Origin of the sequence: Citrobacter sp. Cu231 (assembly GCF_030332265.1) — a bacterium.
Taxonomy (GTDB): Bacteria; Pseudomonadota; Gammaproteobacteria; order Enterobacterales; family Enterobacteriaceae; genus Citrobacter; species Citrobacter meridianamericanus.
On sequence record NZ_JAOWIE010000029.1, the window covers coordinates 601,660 to 622,622 of the forward strand.

Genomic DNA, 20,963 nt, shown 5'->3' on the forward strand with positions numbered 1-20,963 from the left:
CTTCAGACTCCCTGCCATATTAACTACGCGTCCCCTGTCAGTTATGACGCGTAAGCCGGGAGTCTGTTATGAAGAAATTACGTCCATTTACAGAAGCCGACGTCACTGACGAGTCGGCTTTTTTTATGCAGCGCCGCCAGGTTCTGAAAGCATTAGGGATCAGCGCTGCCGCGTTGTCTTTGCCCCTCTCTGCGCAGGCCGATCTTCTTAGCTGGTTTAAGGGCAACGATCGCCCTCCAGCACCCGCAGGTAAGCCGCTTGATTACAGTAAGCCCGCCGTCTGGCAAAATTCGCTTCCTTTAACGCCTGCGGATAAGGTTTCTGGCTACAACAACTTCTACGAGTTCGGTCTCGATAAGGCGGATCCGGCAGCCAATGCTGGCAGCCTGAAAACCGATCCGTGGACGTTGCAAATCAGTGGCGAGGTGGCAAAACCACTCACCCTCGATCACGATGCACTAACCGCCCGTTTCCCGCTGGAAGAACGGATTTATCGGATGCGCTGCGTGGAAGCCTGGTCAATGGTCGTGCCGTGGATTGGGTTTCCGTTACATAAACTGCTGGCACAGGTTGAACCGACCGGCAACGCAAAGTATGTTGCGTTCGAAACGCGCTACGCGCCGGATGAAATGCCAGGACAAAAGGATCGCTTTATTGGCGGCGGGCTGAAGTATCCCTATGTTGAAGGGCTGCGTCTGGATGAAGCGATGCATCCACTCACACTGCTCACCGTAGGGGTTTATGGTAAGGCCCTTCCCCCACAAAATGGCGCGCCCATCCGCCTGATTGTGCCGTGGAAATACGGATTTAAAGGCATTAAGTCGATCGTGAGTATTAAACTCACCCGCGAACGTCCCCCGACCACCTGGAACCTGGCTGCCCCCAACGAATACGGGTTTTATGCCAACGTTAATCCGCATGTCGATCATCCCCGCTGGTCCCAGGCCACAGAGCGTTTTATTGGCGCAGGCGGTATTCTGGACGTTCAGCGCCAGCCCACGCTGCTGTTTAACGGTTACGCCGACGAAGTCGCTTCGCTGTATCGAGGACTTAATCTGCAGGAGAATTTTTAAGTGCGCCTGACTGCAAAGCACATTACCGGGCTGAAAGTTTGCCTGCATCTTGCAGGCTTTTTACCGTTTGTCTGGCTATTTTGGGCGGTAAACCACGGTGGACTGAGCGCCGACCCGGTCAAAGATATCCAGCACTTTACCGGTAGGACAGCTCTGAAATTCTTGTTGGCGACCTTGCTGGTCTCTCCACTCGCGCGCTACGCTAAACAGCCATTATTGATACGCACGCGTCGCCTGTTAGGGCTATGGTGTTTCGCCTGGGCGACATTGCATTTAACCAGCTATGCGCTCCTGGAGTTGGGTATTAATAATCTGACGTTGTTAGGGCGGGAGTTAATCACGCGACCTTACTTGATGCTGGGCATTGTCAGTTGGGTGATCTTATTCACCCTCACCTTAACGTCCACGCAGGCGGCACAGCGAAAGCTGGGGAAAAAATGGCAGTATCTGCACAACTTCGTCTATCTTGTGGCGATTCTGGCACCCATACATTATCTGTGGTCGGTAAAAATTATCTCCCCTCAACCGATTATTTATGCCGCACTCGCGGCGGTGCTGTTAGCCTGCCGCTACAAGAAGTTTCGCCAGTGGTGGCGGTAGTTTCACGATATGTGCAGTACGTTGCAAAATGCGGACGATCCGATTTTCTTTACATGTTAACGGTTGATTATCTTCCCTGATAAGACCAGTATTTAGCTGCCAATTGCTACGAAATAGTTATAATGTGCGACTTTGCTATCCCCGGTAGCGTTTTTACGGCGTGGAAAGGGTGACATTCGCATATTGAAGGTATATTTTGTCTTTTACCCGAAAATGGCAGAAGATAGCCGCACAATGACTAACAAGTCTGGCAATCTCATATAATGGCCGCAGCACCCAGTGCAACGCCTGAGATGCGTGGCATCTTGTCACTCACTGTTATAAAAATGCTATACAGACGGCGGTAAAACGCTTGTCACAATCTCACTAAACAAAGAGTACGGAACCCACTCATGGATATTCGTAAGATTAAAAAACTGATCGAGCTGGTTGAAGAATCAGGCATCTCCGAACTGGAAATTTCTGAAGGCGAAGAGTCTGTACGCATCAGCCGTGCAGCGCCAGCTGCAAGTTTTCCAATGATGCAACAAGCTTATGCTGCACCAGTGATGCAGCAGCCAGCTCTGTCTAACGCTGTCGCACAAACTGCCTCTCCAAGTATGGAAGCTCCGGCAGCAGCGGAAATCAGTGGTCACATCGTACGCTCCCCAATGGTTGGTACGTTCTACCGCACCCCGAGCCCGGATGCTAAAGCGTTCATCGAGATCGGCCAGAAAGTGAATGCGGGCGATACCCTGTGCATCGTTGAAGCCATGAAAATGATGAACCAGATCGAAGCCGACAAATCCGGCGTAGTTAAAGCGATTCTGGTAGAAAGCGGTCAACCGGTAGAATTTGACGAGCCGCTGGTCGTCATCGAATAACGAGGCGAACATGTTGGATAAAATTGTTATCGCCAACCGCGGCGAGATTGCCTTGCGTATTCTTCGTGCCTGTAAAGAACTGGGCATCAAGACTGTCGCGGTGCATTCAAGCGCGGATCGCGATTTAAAACACGTATTGCTGGCGGATGAGACGGTCTGTATTGGCCCGGCTGCGTCCGTAAAAAGCTATCTGAACATTCCGGCTATCATTAGCGCTGCTGAAATCACTGGCGCGGTGGCAATTCACCCGGGTTATGGCTTCCTCTCTGAGAACGCCAACTTTGCTGAGCAGGTAGAACGTTCCGGCTTTATCTTCATCGGTCCGAAAGCCGACACAATCCGCCTGATGGGCGACAAAGTGTCTGCGATCACCGCCATGAAGAAAGCTGGCGTACCGACAGTACCAGGCTCTGATGGCCCGCTGGGCGATGACATGGACGCTAACCGCGCTCATGCTAAACGCATCGGTTATCCGGTTATCATCAAAGCCTCCGGCGGCGGCGGCGGTCGCGGTATGCGCGTCGTACGTAGCGATGCCGAACTGGCACAATCCATCTCCATGACCAAAGCGGAAGCGAAAGCGGCTTTCAACAACGATATGGTTTACATGGAGAAGTACCTGGAAAACCCACGCCATATCGAAATCCAGGTGCTGGCAGACGGTCAGGGTAACGCGATTTATCTGGCTGAGCGTGACTGTTCCATGCAGCGTCGTCACCAGAAAGTCGTCGAAGAAGCACCAGCACCGGGCATTACCCCGGAACTGCGTCGCTACATCGGTGAGCGTTGCGCCAAAGCGTGTGTTGATATCGGCTATCGTGGCGCAGGTACTTTCGAGTTTCTGTTCGAAAACGGTGAGTTCTACTTCATTGAGATGAACACCCGTATTCAGGTTGAACACCCGGTTACCGAAATGATCACCGGCGTTGACCTGATCAAAGAGCAGCTGCGTATCGCTGCGGGACAACCGCTGTCCATCAAGCAGGATGAAGTTGTGGTTAAAGGCCATGCGGTTGAATGCCGTATCAACGCCGAAGACCCGAACACCTTCCTGCCAAGCCCGGGTAAAATCACGCGTTTCCACGCGCCGGGCGGATTTGGTGTGCGCTGGGAGTCTCATATTTACGCAGGCTACACAGTACCTCCGTACTATGACTCAATGATCGGGAAGCTCATTTGCTACGGTGAAAACCGCGACGTAGCAATCGCCCGTATGAAAAACGCATTGCAGGAACTGATCATCGACGGTATCAAAACCAACGTTGATCTGCAGATCCGCATCATGAATGACGAGCACTTCCAGCATGGTGGAACCAATATCCACTATCTGGAGAAAAAACTCGGACTCCAGGAAAAGTAAGCATGCGTTAACCGAAAAGGCCGGAAATTCCGGCCTTTTGTTTTTCTCCCCTCCCGTACGCGCCATAAGGTACAATCCCCGCTTTCTTTATCTACAAGGGACAAAAAATGGACGCTCGTTTTGTTCAGGCCCATAAAGAGGCGCGCTGGGCGCTGTGGCTGACCCTTTTATATCTTGCCACATGGTTAGTGGCCGCTTACTTACCAGATTCCACGCTCGGCTTTACCGGCTTACCGCACTGGTTCGAAATGGCCTGCCTGCTAACGCCGCTGGTTTTCATCGTACTGTGCTGGGCGATGGTGAAGTTTATCTATCGCGACATTCCGTTGGAGGATGACGATGCAGCTTGAAGTTATTTTGCCGCTGGTCGCCTATCTGTTGGTGGTCTTCGGTCTCTCTGTTTACGCCATGCGTAAGAGAGCGACCGGTACTTTCCTGAACGAATATTTCCTCGGCAGCCGCTCGATGGGTGGGGTCGTGTTAGCCATGACGCTAACGGCAACCTACATTAGCGCCAGTTCGTTTATTGGCGGCCCTGGCGCGGCTTACAAATACGGATTGGGATGGGTGCTGTTGGCAATGATCCAGTTGCCTGCCGTGTGGCTCTCTTTGGGGATTCTCGGGAAGAAATTCGCCATTCTGGCGCGCCGCTATAATGCCGTTACCCTTAACGACATGCTGTTTGCCCGCTACCAGAGTCGTCTACTGGTGTGGCTGGCAAGCCTGAGCCTGCTGGTCGCGTTTGTTGGAGCAATGACCGTACAGTTTATTGGCGGCGCACGATTGCTGGAAACCGCAGCGGGCATTCCTTACGAAACCGGTCTGCTGATCTTTGGCGTCAGTATCGCATTGTATACTGCGTTCGGCGGATTTCGTGCCAGCGTACTGAACGATACCATGCAAGGCATGGTAATGCTGATTGGTGCTATCGTGCTGCTGATCGGCGTCGTTCATGCCGCCGGTGGCCTTAGCAATGCAGTGGTAACCCTACAGACCATCGACCCGAAACTGGTCTCACCGCAGGGTGCGGATGACATTCTGTCACCCACGTTTATGACCTCATTTTGGGTATTGGTGTGTTTTGGCGTAATTGGCCTGCCGCATACGGCAGTACGCTGTATCTCCTATAAAGACAGCAAAGCGGTCCACCGCGGAATTATCATCGGCACCATCGTAGTGGCGATCCTGATGTTTGGTATGCATCTGGCAGGTGCATTAGGACGGGCGGTAATCCCTGATCTGACGGTACCGGATCTGGTTATCCCGACCCTGATGGTAAAAGTGTTGCCACCGGTAGCTGCCGGGATCTTCCTTGCAGCTCCCATGGCCGCGATCATGTCGACGATCAATGCCCAATTGCTGCAAAGTTCCGCTACGATCATTAAGGATCTGTACCTGAACCTTCGTCCGGAACAGCTTAAAAATGAAACCCGGCTGAAGCGCATGTCGGCCGTGATTACCCTGCTGCTCGGTGCGTTACTGCTGCTGGCTGCCTGGAAACCGCCAGAGATGATTATCTGGCTTAACCTGCTGGCGTTTGGCGGGTTGGAAGCCGTCTTCCTGTGGCCGCTGGTGCTGGGCCTGTACTGGGAACGAGCAAATGCTGCTGGCGCATTGAGTGCGATGATTGTCGGCGGCGTGCTTTATGCCGTACTCGCGACCTTTAACGTTCAGTACCTGGGCTTTCATCCGATTGTGCCTTCGTTACTGATAAGCTTGCTGGCTTTCCTGATCGGTAACCGTTTCGGTTCCACCGTCCCGCAAGCTGCCATATTGACTACTGATAAATAAAGAGTTTTGCCATGCCATGGATCCAACTAAAACTGAACACGACCGGTGCCAACGCTGAAGAGTTAAGCGATGCGCTGATGGAAGCGGGCTCCGTTTCCATTACTTTCCAGGATACGCATGATACGCCGGTATTTGAGCCTCTGCCGGGCGAAACTCGCCTGTGGGGTGATACCGATGTTATCGGCTTGTTCGACGCAGAAACCGACATGAAAGAAGTCGTTGCCATCCTGGAACAGCATCCGCTGCTGGGTGAAGGCTTCGCGCATAAAATCGAACAGCTTGAAGATAAAGACTGGGAACGCGAATGGATGGATAACTTCCACCCGATGCGTTTTGGTGAACGCTTGTGGATTTGCCCGAGCTGGCGCGATGTCCCGGATGAGAATGCCGTCAACGTAATGCTGGACCCGGGTCTGGCGTTTGGTACAGGTACTCATCCAACCACTTCGCTGTGCCTGCAATGGCTGGACGGTCTCGATCTAAACGGCAAAACGGTTATCGACTTTGGTTGCGGCTCAGGCATTCTAGCGATTGCGGCCCTGAAGCTGGGCGCAGCGAAAGCCATCGGTGTCGATATCGATCCGCAAGCAATTCAGGCCAGCCGTGATAACGCTCAACGGAATGGTGTTTCTGAGCGTCTTGAGCTTTATCTACCGAAAGACCAGCCAGAAGCGATGAAAGCCGACGTGGTGGTCGCTAACATCCTCGCGGGTCCATTACGTGAACTGGCGCCGTTAATCAGCGTACTGCCCGTTGAGGGCGGTTTACTGGGGCTTTCTGGCATTCTTGCCAGTCAGGCGGAAAGCGTCTGTGAGGCCTATGCCGATCTCTTTACACTCGATCCGGTTATCGAGAAAGAAGAATGGTGCCGCATTACCGGTAAGAAAAAATAATCCCTTCCGGCGTGGTTATCTGACCACGCCATTTTCAGACAATTGACCAGCACAGCGATACCTCTCCTCGATATACAATATTTAATTGATTTTGTTAATTTTTATATTGTTTTCGTTGAGTGTACGTATGCATTTCTATCGTTTTACAACAACTTTACTAACAGCATGCTTGATGCCCCTGACAACGCTTGCCGCATCATGGGGATATATCGGAGAGACCGGCCCTGCACGGTGGGGAGAAATTAGCAGTGAGTATGCAACGTGCCAAACTGGAATAAATCAATCACCCATTGATATCCAGACCGCCACAACCAATAAACTCAGCCTTCCTGCGCTCAACATACAATACGTCGATGGTCCGACAAGATTTCGTAGCATCAACCATACGCTACAGGGAACAATGAGTCCCTATACTTCAAACTCTATTAATGTTGATGAAAAAATTTATTATCTGAAAGAATTAGATTTTCACGCACCGAGCGAACATACCCTCAACGGAAAAAACTATCCTCTGGAGCTGCAGTTAGTCCACAAAAACCAACACGGAGACATCGCCATCGTAGCGGTCATGTTTGATGTCGATGAACCTAACCAGGCGATTCAAAATCTGTGGGAATCCTTTCCAACCATGAAGGACAATAGCATGCCCATTTTTTCGCCAGTCAATATCAACCACCTTTTACCCGATGATAAATCCTACTGGCGTTATAGCGGTTCGCTAACTACTCCTCCCTGCACTGAAGGCGTGACCTGGACTGTACTGAAAACGCCAGTTACCCTTTCCGCCGACCAGTTGGATAAATTTCACTACATTGTTGGGTCTGCGAATAATCGCCCACCGCAGCCGCTGAATGAACGCAAAATTGAGGAAAGCAATTCCGGGGATACCGAGATCCTGTACTAAAATGAGGTAGCGATCACACAATGGTGAGGTTATTTGCTGATTAATTCAGCAGAATATCTTGTCAGTACCTTCTGCCGCTGAAGAAAAAATGAGAAGTTACGCAAAATTATATGTGTATATAAAATCGGCACTTTTTTATAACACTATGATTTACATGATCAAATATTTTAATGCGCTCATATTTACGGCAATTCATTGATCCACCTCAGTGGATTGGTCAAAGTTTGGCCTTTCATCTCGTGCGAAAAATGCGTAATATACGCCGCCTTGCAGTCACAGTATGGTCATTTCTTAACTCATGCGCATCGGACAATACCAGCTCAGAAATCGCCTGATCGCAGCACCTATGGCTGGCATCACTGACAGACCATTCAGGACGCTGTGCTATGAGATGGGAGCCGGGTTGACGGTATCCGAGATGATGTCATCTAACCCGCAGGTTTGGGAAAGTGACAAGTCTCGTTTACGGATGGTGCACGTTGATGAGCCAGGAATTCGCACGGTGCAAATTGCCGGTAGCGACCCTGTTGAGATGGCCGATGCCGCACGAATTAACGTGGAAAGCGGCGCCCAGATTATTGATATCAATATGGGGTGTCCGGCTAAAAAAGTGAATCGTAAGCTCGCAGGTTCAGCCCTTTTGCAGTACCCGGATCTAGTGAAATCAATACTAACCGAGGTCGTCAATGCAGTGGACGTTCCTGTCACGCTCAAGATTCGCACCGGCTGGGCTCCGGAACACCGTAACTGCGTAGAGATTGCCCAACTGGCTGAAGACTGTGGCATTCAGGCTCTGACCATTCATGGACGCACCCGCGCCTGTTTGTTCAATGGAGATGCTGAGTACGACAGTATTCGGGCAGTTAAGCAGAAAGTTTCCATTCCGATTATCGCGAATGGCGACATTACTGACCCGCATAAAGCCAGAGCTGTACTCGACTATACAGGGGCGGATGCCCTTATGATAGGACGTGCAGCTCAGGGAAGACCCTGGATCTTTCGGGAAATCCAGCATTATCTGGACACTGGGGAGCTGCTGCCCCCGCTGCCTCTGGCAGAGGTTAAGCGCTTGCTTTGTGCGCACGTTCGGGAACTGCACGACTTTTATGGTCAGGCAAAAGGGTACCGAATTGCGCGTAAACACGTATCCTGGTATCTCCAGGAACACGCTCCGGATGACCAGTTTCGGCGCACATTCAACGCCATTGAAGATTCCAGCGAACAGCTGGCGGCGTTGGAGGCATACTTCGAAAATTTTGCGTAAACAGAAATAAAGAGCTGACAGAACTATGTTCGAACAACGCGTAAATTCTGACGTACTGACCGTTTCTACCGTTAACTCTCAGGACCAGGTAACTCAAAAACCCCTGCGTGACTCGGTTAAACAGGCACTGAAGAACTATTTTGCTCAATTGAATGGTCAGGATGTTAACGATCTCTATGAGCTGGTACTGGCTGAAGTAGAACAGCCCCTGTTGGACATGGTGATGCAATACACCCGCGGCAACCAGACCCGTGCTGCCCTGATGATGGGCATCAACCGTGGTACGCTGCGTAAAAAACTGAAAAAATACGGCATGAACTGATACTAATCAGTTAAATGTTTGTTTTAAAAGGCGCTACTCGGCATGGGGAAGCGCCTTTTTTATTGACGTCATACGGGAGGCTTTGGCGATGAACGCGAGATGTGAACCTGTCTATTTTGGCGATGAATCTAAAAAGATAATCCTGGGTGATGCGCTGACCGAACTGAAAAAGCTGCCGTCTGAAAGCGTCGAGCTCATTTTTGCCGACCCACCTTATAATATCGGTAAAAACTTTGACGGAATGGTGGAATCCTGGGACGAACAGAGCTTTTTGACATGGCTGTTTGAATGCATTGACGAATGCCATCGTATTCTCAAACCGCATGGCACCATGTACATCATGAACAGTACGGAGAACATGCCATACATCGACCTCAAATGCCGCCAGCTTTTTACCATCAAGAGCCGCATCGTGTGGTCATATGATAGCTCTGGGGTGCAGGCCAAAAAGTACTTTGGTTCGATGTATGAACCGATCCTGATGATGGTAAAAGATCAGAAAAACTATACGTTTAATCGCGATGATATTCTGGTGGAAGCCAAAACGGGCGCTAAACGCGCGCTGATAGATTACAGAAAGAATCCACCCCAGCCATATAATCAGAAAAAAGTGCCTGGCAATGTCTGGGCGTTTCCCCGCGTTCGCTATCTGATGGACGAATACGAAAATCACCCCACGCAGAAACCCAAAGCTTTACTGGAGCGCATCATTCTGGCTTCCTCCAACCCAGATGACAAAGTGCTGGATCCGTTTGCCGGTAGCTTCACGACCGGCGCCACCGCCGTGGAGTTAGGTCGCAAGTTTGTCGGGATTGAAATCAATACTGAATACGTGAAAATGGGGCTCAGAAGACTGAGTATTGGTTCTCATTTTTCAGAAATTGAACTTGCAAAGGTGAAAAAGCGTAAGACAAAAAACATGTCTAAAAAGAGCCATTTGACGGCAAAGTGTGGCGATCGTTCAGCAAAGTAAAGGCATTGTAAGTCCGCTTTTCAGCGTGCAGATTTCGTGTATATTCCCTGCACGCTTGGGCATGAATACACAGGGTTTGGTAATGATACGCAAGTATTGGTGGCTGGTTATTTTTGCGGTCTTCGTTTTTCTTTTTGATGCGCTGCTTATTCAGTGGATAGAGCTGATGACAACAGAGCACGACAAGTGTCGGAACATGAACTCGGTGAATCCCCTTAAGCTGGTCAACTGCGTCGATCTCGAATAGTGCCGCCCACCCCACTTCAGCAGCCGTCAGGCCTGGCGGCTAAAACTACCCTACCTGACTCTCACTCTGCGTTAATTGCCTTACGATACCATCTGGGCTTAACATTTTTAATACATTATCAACTAATACTGGCGCTTGTTTATAAAGATCATAACTCATTGGATTAATGAGCCAGTTTTTAACGATGCCACTAAAACTGCCATGAAGAATAATTATTATAACGTCTAAATCAAGGCCGGTTGCGACAAGCCCTTCGTCCATACATTGTTGCAAGGCAATGCGCATATCCAGATGATTGATACCAATTTTTTCACGAATAGCCTGTTCCGATATCATATCATTATGGAATTCACATTTATGATATAAAATCTGCATTAATGCCTGCTGTCGAGGATTCTCAGCAATATATTGCAAACCCACGACTAATCTTTCTTGTAACCGCTGTAATGGGTTATCTCCCCAACGCCCAACGAGCTGCTCCTGAATAAGATCACGCAAGGGTGGTTGCTGTAACCAAAGCTCATTAAAAAGCTGCGTTTTATTTTCGAAATGCCAATAGAGTGCCCCTCGCGTAACGTTGGCCGCATCCGCAATGTCGTTGAGCGTCGTATTACTCACGCCACGCGCGGCGAACTGCACAATCGCTGTTTCAATCAGGTGCTGTCGCGTTTTGAGGGCATCAGCTTTTGTTCTTCTGGCCATGATCCCGACTGTCCGGAGTAGAGTGGAGAATGATTAACTTTCTTATCTAATATTTGCTGAACGGAATAAATGTATCACTTAGCGTATATTTAGACGAGGCCTAAAAGCGTTAATTGCTGACATTGCACACGAATAAATAAAATATATAAAAAACTTAAATATATTCACCAATCAAATGCTTATTTCGACATGTATTTATGCGCATCATAGTATTGCTATTAACACCATAATGAAACATCAGAAGATTAATCCTTTTTTGTTTTTATGTGCCGTGTGTCGCGTCCATAAATAAGTATTACTTACATCGCAGGCTAATAATTTGTAGGATAGCCAACTATTATTTTTCTTGTGCGCGTTATCGCCTCTGCGTTACCCGGTTAATAACGAGCGTTCGGTTTTTTAAGGAATAGAAATGACGAAAAATGCCAGGTTTTCACTCCTGCCCTCATTCATCATCATCTCCGCTGCATTACTCGCCGGTTGTAACGATCAGGGAGAAACACAAGCTCATCCCGCAGAGCCGCAGGTGACTGTCCATGTCGTCGAAAAGGCCCCCTTAGCCGTGACGACCGAATTACCCGGGCGCACAACGGCATTTCGTATTGCAGAAGTCCGTCCTCAGGTTAGCGGGATTGTACTTAAACGGAATTTCACTGAGGGAAGCGATGTTGAAGCCGGTCAGTCGCTTTATCAGATCGACCCCGCGACTTACCAGGCTGACTATGACAGCGCCAAAGGCGAACTGGCAAAGAGTGAAGCGGCGGCAGCTATCGCGCATTTAACGGTAAAACGTTATGTTCCGCTGGTTGGCACTAAGTACATCAGCCAGCAAGAGTACGATCAGGCCATTGCTGATGCCCGCCAGGCCGATGCATCCGTAATCGCAGCAAAAGCCGCGGTCGAAAGCGCACGTATTAACCTGGCCTACACCAAAGTGACATCGCCCATTAGCGGACGTATCGGTAAATCTAACGTCACCGAAGGTGCATTAGTCACGAATGGCCAGGCGACTGAGCTTGCTACCGTTCAACAGCTTGATCCTATTTACGTCGATGTAACGCAGTCCAGCAATGACTTTATGCGCCTCAAACAATCTATTGAGCAAGGGAGCCTGCATAAGGACGATGCCAGCAGTACTGTAGAACTGGTAATGGAAAATGGTCAGTCGTACCCGCTGAAAGGCTCTTTGCAATTTTCTGACGTGACGGTTGATGAAAGTACCGGATCCATCACCCTCAGGGCCGTCTTCCCTAACCCGCAGCACACATTGCTGCCGGGCATGTTTGTGCGCGCGCGCGTTGATGAAGGTGTTCAGCCAAATGCGATTCTCGTTCCGCAGCAAGGGGTAACGCGTACGCCTCGCGGCGATGCCACCGTGATGGTCGTTAACGACAAGAGCCAGGTTGAGTCTCGCACAGTTGTTGCCGCACAAGCCATTGGCGACAAATGGCTCATCAGTGAAGGTCTGCAACCGGGTGACAAAGTTATCGTGAGCGGCTTACAGAAAGCACGCCCTGGCGTCCAGGTTAAAGCAACTGCCGACACCGAAACCTCTGCCACGAAAGCCCAATAAGGTACCGGATATGGCTAACTTCTTTATCAGGCGTCCTATTTTTGCCTGGGTACTGGCCATCATTCTGATGATGGCGGGAGCTCTGGCAATCATGCAGCTTCCCGTAGCGCAGTACCCGACCATTGCACCTCCTGCGGTCGCAATCACCGCAACCTATCCAGGCGCGGATGCACAGACGGTGCAAGATACTGTTACGCAGGTTATCGAACAGAATATGAACGGTATCGATAACCTGATGTATATGTCCTCCACCAGCGATTCCGCCGGGAGTGTGACCATCACACTGACTTTCCAGTCCGGTACCGACCCCGATATCGCCCAGGTTCAGGTGCAAAACAAATTGCAGCTCGCCACACCGTTACTGCCGCAGGAAGTCCAGCAGCAGGGGATCGGCGTTGAGAAATCCAGCAGCAGCTTTTTAATGGTCGCGGGGTTTGTTTCTGATAACCCGCAAACCACGCAGGATGATATTTCCGACTACGTCGCCTCAAACGTTAAAGACTCAATCAGTCGTCTGAATGGCGTAGGCGACGTACAACTGTTTGGCGCGCAGTACGCTATGCGTATTTGGCTGGATGCGAACTTGTTGAACAAGTACCAGCTTACGCCGGTTGATGTGATCAATCAGTTAAAGGTCCAGAACGATCAAATTGCCGCGGGTCAGTTAGGGGGGACGCCTGCATTACCTAACCAGCAGCTTAACGCTTCTATCATTGCGCAAACGCGACTGAAAGACCCTGAAGAGTTCGGCAAAGTCACTTTACGCGTGAACAGCGATGGTTCGGTAGTTCATCTGAAAGACGTCGCGCGGATCGAACTGGGTGGTGAGAACTACAACGTCGTTGCGCGTATTAACGGTAAGCCTGCATCCGGTCTCGGTATTAAATTGGCTACCGGGGCAAACGCGCTGGATACCGCTAACGCAATCAAAGCCAAACTGGCTGAGTTACAACCGTTCTTCCCGCAGGGAATGAAGGTGGTCTATCCGTACGACACCACGCCATTTGTGACTATCTCCATCCACGAAGTGGTAAAAACGCTGTTTGAGGCGATCGTGCTGGTGTTCCTGGTCATGTATTTGTTCCTGCAGAACATCCGGGCAACGCTCATTCCAACCATCGCTGTACCCGTCGTATTATTAGGCACATTCGCCGTACTTGCCGCGTTTGGCTACTCGATAAACACCCTGACGATGTTCGGGATGGTGCTCGCCATCGGTCTATTGGTCGATGATGCAATAGTGGTGGTGGAAAACGTCGAACGTGTGATGATGGAAGATAATCTGCCGCCTAAAGAGGCGACGGAAAAATCTATGTCACAAATTCAGGGAGCACTGGTCGGTATCGCCATGGTGCTGTCTGCGGTTTTTATCCCAATGGCCTTTTTTGGTGGGTCGACAGGTGCTATCTACCGGCAGTTCTCCATCACCATTGTTTCCGCCATGGCGCTTTCTGTATTGGTCGCGCTGATCCTGACTCCCGCGCTTTGCGCAACGCTGCTGAAGCCGGTATTGGCTGAACATCACGAGAAAAAAAGCGGTTTCTTTGGCTGGTTTAATGCCAAATTCGATAACAGCGTCAACCACTACACCAATAGCGTCAGCGGTATTGTGCGTAAAACCGGGCGTTACCTGGTTGTCTACCTGATCATCGTGATCGGAATGGCGGTGCTGTTTATGCGTCTGCCGACTTCCTTCCTGCCGGAAGAAGATCAGGGCGTATTTATGACCATGATTCAGCTCCCGGCGGGCGCAACACAAGAGCGCACCCAGAAAGTGCTGGATCAGGTTACTCAGTATTATCTGAACAATGAGAAAGCTAACGTCGAAAGCGTCTTCACGGTTAACGGCTTTAGCTTCAGCGGCCAGGGGCAAAACTCCGGTCTGGCGTTCGTCAGCCTCAAGCCCTGGGATGAGCGTAGTCGAGAAGAAAACAGCGCTGAAGCTGTCATTGCACGCGCCACTTACGCCTTCAGCCGGATTCGCGATGGCCTGGTCTTCCCCTTCAACATGCCAGCGATAGTTGAATTGGGTACCGCAACCGGCTTCGATTTTGAGCTGATCGATCAAGGCGGTTTGGGACATACGGCGTTAACGCAAGCACGTAACCAACTGCTGGGTATGGTGGCTAAACACCCAGATTTGTTAGTCCGCGTACGCCCGAACGGCCTGGAAGATACCCCTCAATTCAAACTGGATGTCGATCAGGAGAAAGCGCAAGCACTGGGCGTTTCGCTGTCGGACATTAACGAGACGATCTCTGCATCGTTGGGCGGCTATTACGTCAATGACTTTATTGACCGCGGTCGTGTGAAAAAAGTTTACGTTCAGGCGGATGCTAAATACCGCATGCTGCCAACGGACATCAGTAATCTGTATATCCGCAGTGCCAATGGCGAAATGGTTCCGTTCTCTGCGTTCAGCGCATCGCATTGGGTTTACGGCTCACCGCGCCTGGAGCGTTACAACGGTATGCCATCGATGGAAATACTGGGGGAAGCCGCGCCTGGTCGAAGTACGGGTGAAGCAATGGCATTAATGGAAAGCCTCGCAGAAAAGCTGCCAAACGGTATTGGTCATGACTGGACAGGTATGTCTTATCAGGAACGACTGTCGGGTAACCAGGCGCCTGCACTTTATGCCATCTCGCTAATCGTCGTCTTCCTTTGCCTGGCCGCATTGTATGAGAGCTGGTCAATTCCCTTCTCCGTCATGCTGGTTGTACCACTCGGCGTGGTAGGCGCATTGTTAGCTGCATCGCTGCGTGGGATGAATAACGACGTCTACTTCCAGGTCGGTCTGCTAACCACTATTGGCCTCTCGGCTAAAAACGCCATCCTGATCGTCGAATTTGCCAAAGACTTGATGGATAAAGAGGGTAAAGGGTTGATAGAAGCCACTCTGGAGGCGTCGCGCATGCGTCTTCGTCCAATCCTGATGACATCTCTGGCGTTTATTCTGGGGGTTATGCCTCTGGTTATCAGCCACGGAGCGGGTAGCGGCGCGCAGAATGCGGTCGGTACGGGCGTAATGGGGGGAATGTTGACCGCGACGTTGTTGGCAATCTTCTTCGTCCCTGTCTTCTTTGTTGTCGTCAGACGGCGTTTTAGTCGACACAACGACTAATTTGTAAAAAAAGGCGTCTTCGGACGCCTTTTTCATCGATGGTGTCCCTCTTTATTTATTAATAAGATAGCCATTAATTTCTTTTTAATCTTTCCTGAAAATTCGCCCGTCGCCTTTCTTTTTATTCATTATTTTTACAATCCACATGAATTGAGATTATTCCTCATGTCAGTATTTTTTTAAGAAGTGGTAAAATAGCCTCCAGGTTCGCAGATGGCTTAGCGTTTGTCTTTGCCCGATTAGCGAAACGCTTATTTTTGAGGTAACACCATGAAAAGATTAATCTCCGTTGCATTGCTAACCGCATTTCTGGCCGGCTGTGCACACGATTCTCCTTGCGTACCTGTATACGACGATCAGGGACGCCTGGTTCATACCAATACATGTATGAAAGGCACCACGCAGGATAACTGGGAAACCGCCGGAGCCATCGCCGGTGGTGCCGCAGCCGTTGCTGGACTGACGTTAGGGATCGTTGCCTTAACCAAATAATTCCTCTTAAAAGCGCGGTTGTTACCGCGCTTTTAGTTATAAAAATAAAATATATATAAGACAAAGCGTTAGTATAAAGTACCTAACGTATAATAAAATTATTATAGATTTCTCTCACATCTCCACGATTTGAAATTAGCATTTTTTCTTTTCTTAGTAACACCACGTTTTCTTTCTATTATTCTCACGTGATCAATATTAACGCACGAAATCGTTATCACGCGTCCAGTCTGATTTTTGAATTTTTTGCGCCGAAATGTGGCTTACGTTTCAATTTTGCACCACTTCAGGGCGCTGCATTTATTTTTTCCTGTCTACACTCTGCATATTGCGTCGAATAATCGTGCGCAAAAACCTGGCACTACCTTTGCTTAAAAGAGTATGGCCAAAGCCACAGACAGGTAAAAGACGTTTTCAGAACGTTTCCATAACAATAATTCCTCCACACAGGATGCTCTATGAAAAAGATGATAATAGCCAGCCTGGCTGCGGCCGGCGTGCTGCTTGCGGTTGCAAATCAGGCACATGCCGGCGCAACACTGGATGCAGTAAAGAAAAAAGGTTTTGTGCAGTGTGGGATCAGTGACGGGTTGCCTGGCTTTTCTTACGCCGATGCAAGCGGTAAGTTTTCAGGTATTGATGTCGACGTATGTCGTGGCGTTGCCTCCGCCGTATTTGGCGATGATAGCAAAGTAAAATATACCCCGCTTACCGCCAAGGAACGTTTCACCGCGCTACAATCGGGTGAAGTTGACATGCTTTCTCGTAATACTACCTGGACCTCCTCTCGCGATGCAGGAATGGGAATGTCTTTCACTGGCGTAACGTATTACGACGGCATTGGTTTTCTTACCCACAATAAAGCAGGTCTGAAGAGTGCTAAAGAGCTGGATGGCGCAACGGTTTGTATCCAGGCAGGAACTGATACCGAACTGAACGTGGCCGACTATTTTAAAGCCAACAATATGAAGTACACCCCCGTCACTTTCGACCGCTCGGATGAATCCGCTAAAGCTCTCGAATCTGGGCGCTGCGATACGCTGGCTTCCGACCAGTCTCAGCTGTACGCCCTGCGAATCAAGCTGAGTAATCCTGCGGAGTGGATTGTCCTGCCAGAAGTTATTTCTAAAGAACCGCTGGGACCTGTCGTACGTCGTGGCGACGATGAGTGGTTCTCCATTGTTCGCTGGACGCTGTTCGCCATGCTGAATGCGGAAGAAATGGGGGTTAACTCGAAAAACGTCGATGAAAAAGCGGCTAATCCTGCCACGCCGGATATGGCGCACCTGTTAGGCAAGGAAGGGGATTATGGTAAGGACCTGAAGCTTGATAACAAGTGGGCTTACAACATAATCAAGCAGGTAGGTAACTACTCGGAGATCTTTGAGCGTAACGTTGGATCGGAAAGTCCACTGAAGATCAAACGTGGACAGAACAATCTCTGGAATAACGGCGGCATTCAATATGCACCACCGGTGCGCTAATGCGTAGTGATGTAACGGGCGCCGCGACTGCGGCGCTCAGTCCAGGGTCATCGTTACCGAGGTTTTCTTATGTTCCATCGCCGCTCAACCGTAAAAGGATCGTTATCCTTTTCTAACCCTGCGGTCCGCGCCTGGTTATTTCAAATACTTACCGTCATTTCAGTCATCAGCATTGCGGTCTATCTCATTCATAACACAATAAATAACCTGAACAATAGCGGTATTACCTCGGGATTCTCTTTTCTCGATCGCAGCGCCGGATTTGGTATTGTCCAGCATCTTATTGATTACGAGCAAGGCGATACGTATGGCCGTGTCTTTGTAGTCGGTCTGCTCAATACGCTATTAGTCTCTGCGTTGTGTATTGTTTTCGCTTCTGTTCTCGGTTTCTTTCTCGGCCTGGCACGCCTTTCAGATAACTGGTTATTGCGAAAGCTCTCAACGATCTACATCGAAACGTTCCGCAATATACCGCCGCTGCTGCAGATATTTTTCTGGTATTTCGCCGTATTACGTAACCTGCCCGGCCCACGTCAGGCCATTAACGCGTTGGATTTACTGTTTCTGAGTAACCGGGGATTGTATATTCCGGCACCGCAAATGGGAGAAGGTTTTTTTGCGTTATGTATCGCTGTCATTATCGCTATCGCCGTCGCCATCGGGCTATTTCGCTACAACAGAATGCACCAGACTAAAACAGGTCAGTTACGCCGGACCTGGCCAACGGCTTTGGCGCTGATCGTGCTTTTACCGGTGATTTCACAGTGGCTGTTTGGCGCGGCGCTTCACTGGGACATCCCCGCGCTTCGCGGTTTTAACTTCCGTGGAGGTATGGTGCTTATTCCCGAACTGGCTGCCCTGACCCTGGCGCTTTCCGTGTATACCTCGGCGTTTATTGCAGAAATTATTCGGGCGGGAATTCAGGCTGTTCCTTATGGCCAACATGAAGCCGCACGCTCACTGGGCCTACCAAATCCAGTAACGCTGCGCCAGGTAATCATCCCACAGGCGCTGCGCGTCATCATTCCCCCATTGACCAGCCAGTATCTGAACATCGTCAAAAACTCCTCCCTTGCGGCCGCCATTGGCTACCCGGATATGGTTTCACTGTTTGCCGGTACGGTGCTCAACCAAACAGGGCAAGCCATTGAAACTATCGCCATCACCATGTCGGTGTACCTAATCATCAGCCTGAGCATTTCTCTGCTGATGAATATTTATAACCGCCGTATCGCACTGATTGAGCGCTAAGGAGCCATGATGACAAAAGCACTGCTGTCTCCCCCCTCGCGCCAGAGCAGTAACCCGGCTGGCCGCAGTCTACTCTGGGTGCGTAAAAACCTGTTCTCCAGCTGGTCAAATAGCCTGCTCACGCTGCTATGCGTATGGCTGATTTGGTCATTTCTTCCACCACTGCTGAACTGGGTATTCTTTCAGGCCAACTGGGTCGGTTCGACCCGAGCAGACTGTACCAAAGCCGGAGCCTGCTGGGTGTTCATTCATGAACGCTTTGGGCAATTCATGTATGGACTTTATCCCCACGATCAGCGCTGGCGCGTAAATCTGGCCTTGATAATTGGCCTGGTTTCTATCATCCCCATGTTCTGGAAATTTATTCCCCATCGTGGCCGCTATATTACCGTCTGGGCCATTGTGTATCCGGTGGTGGTCTGGTGGTTGATGTACGGTGGTTTTTTCGGACTTGAGCGCGTAGAAACCCGACAGTGGGGAGGATTAACACTGACACTTATCATCGCATCCGTAGGGATTGCGGGCGCGCTTCCGTGGGGTATTTTATTGGCACTGGGGCGTCGTTCCCATATGCCAATAGTGCGGATTTTATCTGTCATTTTCATTGAGTTCTGGCGCGGTGTGCCGTTGATAACCGTCCTGTTTATGTCCTCAGTTATGCTCCCTCTGTTTATGTCCGAAGGAGCCAGTATCGACAAACTTATCCGGGCGCTGGTCGGCGTTATTCTTTTCCAGTCGGCTTATGTCGCAGAAGTGGTTCGCGGAGGACTACAAGCCCTGCCAAAAGGTCAGTATGAAGCCGCTGAATCACTGGCTCTAGGGTACTGGAAAACACAAGGGCTGGTCATTCTTCCGCAAGCCCTTAAGCTGGTTATTCCCGGTCTGGTTAACACAATTATCGCTCTGTTCAAGGATACCAGCCTGGTCATCATTATCGGTCTGTTTGATCTCTTCAGCAGCGTGCAGCAGGCAACTGTGGACCCCGCGTGGTTGGGTATGTCGACGGAAGGATATGTTTTTGCCGCTCTGATTTACTGGATCTTCTGTTTCAGCATGTCACGTTACAGCCAACATCTGGAAAAACGTTTTAACACCGGGCGTACACCGCACTGAGGAATTTATGAGCCAATTATTAATGCCGTCTACCGACGCGATGATTACGCTGGAAAACGTCAACAAATGGTACGGACAATTTCACGTCCTGAAAAACATCAACCTGAAGGTAAAGCAGGGAGAACGTATCGTATTGTGCGGGCCTTCCGGCTCAGGTAAATCGACAACCATCCGCTGTATTAACCACCTGGAAGAGCATCAGCAAGGACGTATTGTGGTGGATGGAATTGAACTCAATGAGGACATCCGAAATATTGAGCGCGTCAGGCAAGAAGTCGGCATGGTCTTTCAGCACTTTAATCTCTTTCCCCATTTAACGGTTCTGCAGAACTGCACGCTGGCACCTGTATGGGTGCAAAAGATGCCGAAAAAAGAGGCGGAAACTCTGGCAATGCACTACCTTGAGCGAGTTCGCATTGCTGAACATGCGCATAAATATCCCGGACAAATCTCTGGTGGGCAGCAACAGCGCGTGGCCATTGCACGCTCGCTGTGCATGAAACCCAAAATCATGTTGTTTGATGAACCCACATCAGCATTGGATCCTGAAATGGTAAAAGAAGTGCTGGATACCATGATAGGTCTGGCGCAATCGGGCATGACCATGTTATGTGTTACCCATGAAATGGGCTTTGCCCGCACAGTGGCCGACCGGGTGATCTTTATGGATCTTGGTGAGATTGTTGAACAGGCACCACCGGACGAGTTTTTTGCTCATCCAAAATCTGAACGCACACGCGCCTTTTTGTCGCAGGTTATTCATTAAATAGATATGGCGGATACCGTTCTGGATTTTTTCGCTTATAAACGCAAAAAGGCCATCCTGACGGATGGCCTTTTTGCTTATTTGATGTCTGGCAGTTCCCTACTCTCGCATGGGGAGACCCCACACTACCATCGGCGCTACGGCGTTTCACTTCTGAGTTCGGCATGG

20 protein-coding genes and 1 rRNA gene are annotated in these 20,963 nt (G+C 50.0%); 19 read left to right on the forward strand and 2 right to left on the reverse strand.

Going from position 1 to position 20,963, the window contains the following annotated elements; genetic code table 11:
* Positions 1-68: 68 nt before the first annotated feature.
* The 12 genes from msrP to OGY15_RS05945 all read left to right on the forward strand — a co-directional run bounded on the left by msrP (position 69) and on the right by OGY15_RS05945 (position 10,290).
* Complete coding sequence (msrP, locus tag OGY15_RS05890) at positions 69-1,073, forward strand: protein-methionine-sulfoxide reductase catalytic subunit MsrP (RefSeq protein ID WP_210905446.1); 1,005 nt, start codon at positions 69-71, stop codon at positions 1,071-1,073.
* Positions 1,074-1,673, forward strand: coding sequence for a protein-methionine-sulfoxide reductase heme-binding subunit MsrQ (msrQ, locus tag OGY15_RS05895; protein WP_151224439.1), 600 nt, complete (start codon positions 1,074-1,076; stop codon positions 1,671-1,673).
* 392 nt (positions 1,674-2,065) lie between these two features.
* Complete coding sequence (accB, locus tag OGY15_RS05900) at positions 2,066-2,536, forward strand: acetyl-CoA carboxylase biotin carboxyl carrier protein (RefSeq protein ID WP_003025210.1); 471 nt, start codon at positions 2,066-2,068, stop codon at positions 2,534-2,536.
* Between the two features lie 10 nt (positions 2,537-2,546).
* Positions 2,547-3,896, forward strand: a complete 1,350-nt coding sequence (gene accC, locus OGY15_RS05905; RefSeq protein ID WP_003025213.1) for an acetyl-CoA carboxylase biotin carboxylase subunit — start codon at positions 2,547-2,549, stop codon at positions 3,894-3,896.
* Positions 3,897-4,003: 107 nt separating this feature from the next.
* Positions 4,004-4,246, forward strand: a complete 243-nt coding sequence (locus tag OGY15_RS05910; protein WP_016154721.1) for a YhdT family protein — start codon at positions 4,004-4,006, stop codon at positions 4,244-4,246.
* Positions 4,236-5,687, forward strand: a complete 1,452-nt coding sequence (panF, locus tag OGY15_RS05915; RefSeq protein ID WP_286538760.1) for a sodium/pantothenate symporter — start codon at positions 4,236-4,238, stop codon at positions 5,685-5,687. Before OGY15_RS05910 ends, panF begins: the two co-directional genes overlap by 11 nt.
* An 11-nt stretch (positions 5,688-5,698) precedes the next feature.
* Positions 5,699-6,580: a 50S ribosomal protein L11 methyltransferase gene (gene prmA / locus OGY15_RS05920; RefSeq protein WP_151217898.1), complete on the forward strand. Its 882-nt coding sequence runs from the start codon at positions 5,699-5,701 to the stop codon at positions 6,578-6,580.
* A 127-nt stretch (positions 6,581-6,707) separates the two neighbouring features.
* Entirely contained in the window at positions 6,708-7,484 is a 777-nt protein-coding gene (locus OGY15_RS05925) for a carbonic anhydrase (RefSeq protein WP_286538763.1), read from the forward strand.
* Between the two features lie 298 nt (positions 7,485-7,782).
* Positions 7,783-8,748: a tRNA dihydrouridine synthase DusB gene (gene dusB / locus OGY15_RS05930; RefSeq protein ID WP_003025224.1), complete on the forward strand. Its 966-nt coding sequence runs from the start codon at positions 7,783-7,785 to the stop codon at positions 8,746-8,748.
* A gap of 25 nt (positions 8,749-8,773) precedes the next feature.
* On the forward strand, positions 8,774-9,070 hold the full coding sequence (fis, locus tag OGY15_RS05935) for a DNA-binding transcriptional regulator Fis (protein WP_000462905.1): 297 nt from the start codon (positions 8,774-8,776) through the stop codon (positions 9,068-9,070).
* Between the two features lie 88 nt (positions 9,071-9,158).
* Entirely contained in the window at positions 9,159-10,043 is an 885-nt protein-coding gene (gene yhdJ / locus OGY15_RS05940; RefSeq protein ID WP_151217900.1) for an adenine-specific DNA-methyltransferase, read from the forward strand.
* Between the two features lie 82 nt (positions 10,044-10,125).
* Positions 10,126-10,290, forward strand: coding sequence for a DUF2556 family protein (locus tag OGY15_RS05945; protein ID WP_151217901.1), 165 nt, complete (start codon positions 10,126-10,128; stop codon positions 10,288-10,290).
* 45 nt (positions 10,291-10,335) lie between these two features.
* Here OGY15_RS05945 and envR read toward each other — a convergent pair whose 3' ends face one another.
* Positions 10,336-10,992, reverse strand: a complete 657-nt coding sequence (gene envR, locus OGY15_RS05950) for an acrEF/envCD operon transcriptional regulator (RefSeq protein ID WP_151217902.1) — start codon at positions 10,990-10,992, stop codon at positions 10,336-10,338.
* Between the two features lie 412 nt (positions 10,993-11,404).
* Between envR and OGY15_RS05955 the strand changes: the two genes are divergently transcribed.
* The 7 genes from OGY15_RS05955 to OGY15_RS05985 all read left to right on the forward strand — a co-directional run bounded on the left by OGY15_RS05955 (position 11,405) and on the right by OGY15_RS05985 (position 20,795).
* On the forward strand, positions 11,405-12,565 hold the full coding sequence (locus OGY15_RS05955) for an efflux RND transporter periplasmic adaptor subunit (RefSeq protein WP_151217903.1): 1,161 nt from the start codon (positions 11,405-11,407) through the stop codon (positions 12,563-12,565).
* Between the two features lie 10 nt (positions 12,566-12,575).
* Complete coding sequence (locus OGY15_RS05960; protein ID WP_286538768.1) at positions 12,576-15,689, forward strand: efflux RND transporter permease subunit; 3,114 nt, start codon at positions 12,576-12,578, stop codon at positions 15,687-15,689.
* Positions 15,690-15,959: 270 nt separating this feature from the next.
* Positions 15,960-16,181: a lipoprotein gene (locus OGY15_RS05965; RefSeq protein ID WP_003025292.1), complete on the forward strand. Its 222-nt coding sequence runs from the start codon at positions 15,960-15,962 to the stop codon at positions 16,179-16,181.
* 458 nt (positions 16,182-16,639) lie between these two features.
* A complete protein-coding gene (locus tag OGY15_RS05970) occupies positions 16,640-17,665 on the forward strand; it encodes an amino acid ABC transporter substrate-binding protein (protein ID WP_003025295.1) in 1,026 nt (341 codons plus the stop codon).
* A gap of 69 nt (positions 17,666-17,734) precedes the next feature.
* Positions 17,735-18,916: an amino acid ABC transporter permease gene (locus OGY15_RS05975; RefSeq protein ID WP_286538772.1), complete on the forward strand. Its 1,182-nt coding sequence runs from the start codon at positions 17,735-17,737 to the stop codon at positions 18,914-18,916.
* A 9-nt stretch (positions 18,917-18,925) separates the two neighbouring features.
* Positions 18,926-20,029 (forward strand): amino acid ABC transporter permease, encoded by a 1,104-nt coding sequence (locus OGY15_RS05980; protein ID WP_286538774.1) that lies wholly within the window; start codon positions 18,926-18,928, stop codon positions 20,027-20,029.
* A gap of 7 nt (positions 20,030-20,036) precedes the next feature.
* Entirely contained in the window at positions 20,037-20,795 is a 759-nt protein-coding gene (locus OGY15_RS05985; RefSeq protein WP_151217906.1) for an amino acid ABC transporter ATP-binding protein, read from the forward strand.
* 86 nt (positions 20,796-20,881) lie between these two features.
* On the opposite strand, the gene rrf is transcribed toward OGY15_RS05985, so the two are convergent.
* Positions 20,882-20,963: ribosomal RNA gene (rrf, locus tag OGY15_RS24790) — 5S ribosomal RNA — on the reverse strand; the annotation flags it as partial.